Source organism: Flavobacterium sp. YO64 (assembly GCF_004119505.1).
Lineage (GTDB): Bacteria > Bacteroidota > Bacteroidia > Flavobacteriales > Flavobacteriaceae > Flavobacterium > Flavobacterium oncorhynchi.
Window position 1 is genome coordinate 1 of sequence record NZ_NRQV01000059.1, and the last position, 7,154, is coordinate 7,154.

Sequence of the window (7,154 nt, forward strand, 5' to 3'; positions counted from 1 at the left end):
TGATCTTTATCTGTTATGTTTGGAGTGCCTGGATCTGTAACGCTCACAACTACAGCTTGTCGTACTTTACTTTCGCAAGTTGTTGTAGCATCTTTTAAAGCCGCATAGTAAGTTCTTGTTGTCAATGCTGTTGTTGATGTTACTACGTTTCCTCCTGTTAATGCATCATACCAAACAATATTTCCTGTTACTGGGCTTATATTAATACTAGCAATTGTTGGTGCATTTACTAAACAGAAATCTTGATCGGTATCTGCAATATTTGGTGTACCAGGATCTGTAACGGTAACTGTAATTGCTAATCTATTTTTACTTTCACAATAAACCGTTGGATTCAATTTTATAGGGACAGAAAATACTCCATAATAGATTTTACTAGTCAATAGATCACTTGCCAATAGTGGTGTTGTACTTGTAGCCGAATCATACCAAACAACATCAGCTTCATTAGTCTTAAGATCTGAAACTTTTGGACTGTTTATTAAACAAAAATCTTGAGTATTATCGTCAGTTGTTGGTGTTGCTGGATCAGTAACTGTTACCGTTACTTCTTTAAGCTCACCAGCTTTATTTGGACAAGTATTATCACTTTTAACCGCTGTATAGTAGGTCATAGGACTCATTGCCGCTGTTAAACCGGAGGCTGTTAAAACTCCTGTTGCATTATCTACTGTATAAGTTACACCATCAATTACACCAGTTAAAATTGGCTTCGTTTTATTAGCATCCAAATACCAAAAGAATACTGGATTTACCAAGGAACTTGATGGCGTTAAAGTTGCTGTTGTATTGTGACAAACTGAATCATTATCAACTGAAATATCCGTTGGAAGAGAAGTTGGCAAAATAGTAAATGTTACTTGTTTTCTATCGCCTGGAGCAGTTTCACAATATTCATCAGAACTAAGTCCTACATAATATGTATAGGTTCCAGGAACTAATCCTGTTACGTTTAATGTTGAAGCTGTTTCTCCTGCTATTAAATTACTTGTTGTTCCATCAAAACTATACCAATGATAGACTGGATTTGTAAGTGTTGGTGCAGGTGTAACTAAAACAGCTTCTAAGCTTACGTTTCCATTTTCAGAACAAATGACGGTACTAGATCCATTATTTATTTTTACACTAGCTATAGTTGCAGCTGGCGTAGTTGCTCTAACCACAACCGTTACGACACCTCTTGTTAAAGCAGGACAACCATAACGAATAGGTTGAATATAATATTTATAAGTACCCGCTGCCATTGCAGCTGGAAGTGTATAAGATTGACCATTAGCCAATACATTACCGCCAGTTGGAGAATCATACCAAGCATAAGTTGAGCAGTTCTTAGGAGCTACCTCCAATTTTAGTTCAGAACCAGGACAGACCGTGAGCGTATTTTTAATATCACTGCCTATGACCTTCGTGTTGGTTACTCGATCTATATTATGAACTCTAAGCTGATCAAATACACTTGCTACACCGCCAAAACTAATTTTAACTCTATCGTAAGGCTGTGTTTGAGGTGCAAGAATTGTCATGGCCATAGTATCGCCTGAAAGTAATTTTAAACTCAATAAATTACTATCATTCTTAATAGGTGCTCCAACCTCAATATTTCCTGAGTAAAGTTGGATAACAAACCCTGTAAGCAAATTAAGATTTAAAATTGTACCAGGTTTAGAAATTACTATTCTAAGACTATCACCAACCATTGATGGTGTTCTAAAAGCTGCTGTAAGTTCGGCTGCTGCCAAAACTCCTGTTCCGCTAAACATTGTAGCATAAGTACCCACATCACCATCAGCAGCATTCCATGGTTGAGAAACTCCAACTGTAGTAGTTAAAGCTCCAACTCCTAAATCTCTTACACCAGAAAAAATATCTTCAATATCGCCCTGACCACATGTAATTTGTGTTACTTGTTTTTTGTAATGAGCATCATAAACATTAATACTTTGTCCTACACTTAAAACTGATCCTAATTGTACTCGAATACCATCATAATCTTTAGTACCAGAAACATCAGAAGGAACGAAAGTATATTCGAATGAGTTTTGCCCTGATAATAAATTTACTAATGATCCAGATACAGATTGCAGAGTTCCAATATCAATTGGATTTCCAAGTCCATCACGTTTCGTACCAACTACTGTAATACTTTGTCCTACCGCAATTAAACTGTTTTCTAAACCAAGTTTCACAGTTACGGGAGTCCCTTTAGAAATAGTTGTTGGCCATTGCAGGTTTTGCCATGTCGTTCCGATACCCAAAAGTCCTAAACCTGTAGTTATTGTTGAATATGTACTTGGGTTACCATCTACCGCTAAAGCTTCATTCGAAACACCGCCAGTAATAATTGATCCTGAAGATTGTGTATTTGCATAAACTCTTTCTAACAAAGTATCACAATCCAATGGATCAATAACACTAATTGTTACCGTTTGACTATTGGTACATGTTCCATTATTAGCAATTGCAGTATAGGTATAAACACCAACAGCATTAAGTGCTCCTGTACTATTTGATGGCAATGCATTTCCTTGCGGATCATACCAAGTTATTGTTGCGTTTGACGTTGCAGTTAATGTTACAACTTCTCCTTTGTTAACGACTCTATTAGTGATTACATTTGTTAAAGTTGGAACTGGATTAATTGTAACAGTTACTTTCTCTTTGGCTGATAAACAACTATTACCTGTCGTTTGAGCCTGAATCCAATAATCTCCTCCTGTAGTAATATTTGCAGCCGCTTCCTCAGTAATTTGAGTGTTTATTGGACTATAGAAAGTATAAGTCGTATTTCCAGTGTTGTCAAAATTTGTGATAGCATCTTTTAAATTCACTTTCGCACAACCTGATAAAGTTGCTAAAACTGCCAAAATTGGAGTAGCTGAATAATTTACTACCACTTCTTTTCGGTCTCCAGCTGCATTTTCGCAAGAACCTTGATTAAATACTGAAATATAATAGTTTTTAGAAGCTGTTAATCCAGTAATCGTTAAAGCACCTGTTACACCATCTTTTGAATATGTTATACCTCCTATTGTCCCATTTGCAATTGGTGTAATATCACTCTGATTTTCATAATAGTTAAATATCACTCCCGTTAAAGAAGATGTCGGAGATAGTACAATTCCTCCTGCACAAGAAGCTGTTAAAGGACTATTTATTAAAATATCCGCAGCTGTTGGAACTGGTACAACATTTACTGTCACTGCCTGACGAGTAGAATTTATGCAGGTGCCTCGAGTTTCCTCTAAATAATAAGTTGCACTTGTATTTAATGCTGGTGTAGTATAAGTTGAAAGCGCCGAAAGCTCAGTCCCTCCTGTAGGCAGATTATACCATTTATATGTTTTTCCTGTTGTATCTGAAGTAACCGCCAAATTTGTTGATTTCCCAACACAAACAGTAGTTCCTGAAACAGTTGCTTCTTTATATCTATATGAAGCACCATAAATATCTAAACTAGTTGCTACAGTTGCTAATCCTCCTAATCTTACTTGAATTGCTGTAAATGGTCCTGCTGCTGCAAAACTTGCTTTAAAACGGTTTCCTCCCAACAACTGAACGTTTACAAGAGCTCCAATAGTGGTCAAATCATTGTTTGGTGTTGATCCATTATAGCTTCTTAAAGTAACATTGGAAATAAGTCCAATATCTACAATACCGCCTGGCAAGCCCAATTCTACATCTATTATATCTCCTGTTTTTCCAATTATTGGTGGAGCAAAATTTAACATTTGCTCAATATAAGCTCCAACTCCTGCAACTACTGTTAATTGTGTTGCTGTATTTAAATCTCCATCGACTGAATTATCACCAGGAGATGGAGTTGCTGTACACAATAAACATAATACCCCATCCGTCTGGGTAATTTGTGTAGTTGGTCTCAAACAAACATCAACACTGTTAATTACAGATACATTGATTGCTGCTCTTGAACTGCTTACACAATCTGAGGCTGTAGCACGGGCTTCAACATAAAATGTTTTACTCGCTGTTAAAGCTGGAGCAGGCGTATACGTACTAGCTCCATCACTTAGATTTAAAGGAGTTCCTCCTGTTGGTGTATCAAACCATTTATAAGAAACACCAGCGACAGGATTTGAAACCTCTAAAGTAATACTTTGTCCAGACTGAATAACCACGTTAGAACTTACAGGAACAGGTACTGAAGGCCGCGGACTTACATTAAGAGTTACCGATGAACGTGCACTTACACAATCTCCAATCACAGCTTCAACATAATAAGAAGTAGTAGTCGATAGATTTTGAGTTGTATAAGACGTTCCCGTAAAAACTAAATTTCCTCCGGTTAATGCATCATACCATTTATAAGTTGTACCAGCAACCGGAGAATCGACTGTTATGGTACTTGATTGTCCTGCACAAAGATTTAACGGAGATGCCGTGATAGTAGATGTAACAGGATTATTTACAGTAACAAGAACAGCCGACCTTTCACTATTAACACATCCGTTACGAGTAACCTCTACGTAATAAGTTGTATTTGCTGTTAAAACAGGAGTTGTAAAAGCAGCCGTACTACTTGGCAGTAAATTTCCTGCTGTTGCAGCATCATACCACTTAATCGATTCACCTAAAGCGGCATCGGCTGTTAATGTTGTTGTTTGCCCACTGCAAATCGTTTTATTTCCAGTTATAGTTCTTTCTTTAAATTTATACGAAGCTCCATAGATGTCAAGACTGGTTAATAACAAAGCCAATCCTCCTAATCTAACTTCAACACGATCAAAGGCAGCTTTTGCCTTAAAAGTCGCTCTAAAACGCCCTCCAGTAAGCAACTGAACATCCAAAAGAGAGTTTATAGCTGCACGATCGTTATTAAATGTAGCGCCATTGTAAGTAGCAAGAGAGATATAAGTTAGTAAACCAACATCTGCCAATCCACCTGGAATTCCTAACTCAACTGTAATAACATCTCCTGCCTGACCTGCATTATTAAATTGCAAAATCTGCTGTACCCAATCATTAATGAGTCCAACAGGTACAGACAGCCTTGCGGCAGAATCATTATCGCCATCAACCGACTTATTCTGATCCGATGAACCACAAAGTAAACAAAGCCCACTCTGAGAAGTCTGTTGGCTGTTTGCCTGCAAGCAGCTGCCTTGCGCAGCCGCAACCGTAACTGTTATAGGAACTCTTAAAGCACTAACACAACCACCAGCACTATTACGAGCCTCAACATAAAAAGTTTTTGTTGCAATTAAAATAGGTGTTATAAAAGTATCTGAGTCTCCCAATAATTTAGTTCCTCCAGTATTTACATCATACCAATCAAGAGTAACCCCTGATTCATTTGTAAAAGCACTTAAAGTTGCATTTTGTCCTGATAGTATTGACACACTCTGAGTTAATACTGTTGGATTTGCAGGAACTGCCGTTGATGTAACAGTTACCGTAGTTCTTGTTGTTTTACAGCTTCCAATTGCCGCCTCAACATAAAATTTTGTAATACCTATTGGAACTGTCGGAGCATAAGTACTTCCTGTTGTCAAAAGAGTTCCTCCCGTTTCTGCATCATACCATCTATAATCAGTACCAAGTATAGGATTAATTACAGATAATGTAGTTGCTTTTGTTGCACCAGAAGAACAAATTGCCGTACCTACGGTACTAATTGTTGGCAAAACCGGCTCAATTACATTGATTGTTACGGGAGTACGTTGATCACTTTCACAACCTCCAACTCTTGAAGTGCTGACATAATAAGTTTTAGAAGCTGTTAAAACAGGAGTCGTAAAACTGCTGACATTTGAAAGAGCAGTTGTTGATGTTGGAGAATCATACCAAGCAACAGTTGTACCAGCTGCGGCTGTAGCTGAAAGTGCAATTGATTGTCCGCTACAAACTGATTGTGTCTCTCCGCCTACAATTGTTGGTTTTGCAAATTGCAATCGCACATCATAAATCCTTAAATCTACTAATGCAGATAAGAGCCCACCAGATTGAATTTGAATTCGGTCTGCATCTTCTGGTACTGTATATTTTATTACTGCCGAATTAGTTGCAGATAATAATTGGAGATTCAATAACGGATTGTTCATCGAGATCCGATCGCCTACAAGAGTCACACCATTTTTTGCTTGAATGGTTGCATTTGATAATAGCCCCACATCCAACACTCCATTTCCTTCACCAAAATATATTACTATTTGGTCTCCTGCTTTTACAGTCTGGTCAAAAAGTAATGTTTCTTGCGCAAAACAAGCCAAACCAAGTACGTTTCTGATCCTTGCATAAGTTGTCATACTCGAATCAAACGCACTGTCTGGATCCGTCACGCTCATTCCTACACATAAAAGACCACCAGTACTATTAGTCTGCCGATCTGGTCTACAAAAAGTTTGCGAAAAAGTCATATTGCTCAGAAGCAATAAAAACACCAAACCAAATAATCTCTTCTTTAAGATGAGATCGTAAAAAGTAATTTTTTTCATAATTTGGAAGATTAGAAAATGGACAATAAAATACCTGTTGCGGTAAGCACGTATGCTTAGGCAATTTTAAAACTGTTAATAATCAAACATTTAGAATGAAATTTTAATTTTTAGTAATCCAAAATTAAAACTGCACTTTAATAAAAATTATGTTGTATTATGTATACCAAAGTATACTAAAGAGCACTTTTTGCTCACTTTGAACAAAAAATGTCTTGAAACTTTTTGGAAATACTGATCTAAACCAGACTTCCTCGAGGAGTGATTTGTTAGAGGGATAATTTTCATAAAAGAAAATTTAAGTTTAAGAGAACTGGGGGTAATTCTATTAAATATATTATCATTCAATTTTTATAGAAAGTTGATTACTCTTTCTGTAAACTTTGTTTCATTAGAATAAATTCTAATATTAAATGCAATACGCTTAATAAATAATTAATTCTGTTTAAAAAAAACAGAAAACTTCTTCCATCAACAAAATCGCCGATTGGATTTTGAAAACGAAAAAACAACAAAATTGTAAAATTTGAAAAATAAGTTTGAAGTGGAACTAAAACTAAATTCGAAAATCAATTTAATTTTATACAAACTCATAAAAAATAAAGCTAAAATAATACCTAATGCAAAAATGATAAAGAAAGTAATGATTAATTCCATAAGCAGCTTAATTAAGTTATTATAAAAACTTCACTCTCCATTATT

The 7,154-nt window shown here is 36.2% G+C and carries 1 pseudogene; it reads right to left on the reverse strand.

The window, feature by feature from the left end:
• A pseudogene (locus BOW57_RS20435) lies at positions 1-6,452 on the reverse strand (hypothetical protein); the annotation flags it as partial.
• Positions 6,453-7,154 lie beyond the last annotated feature (702 nt).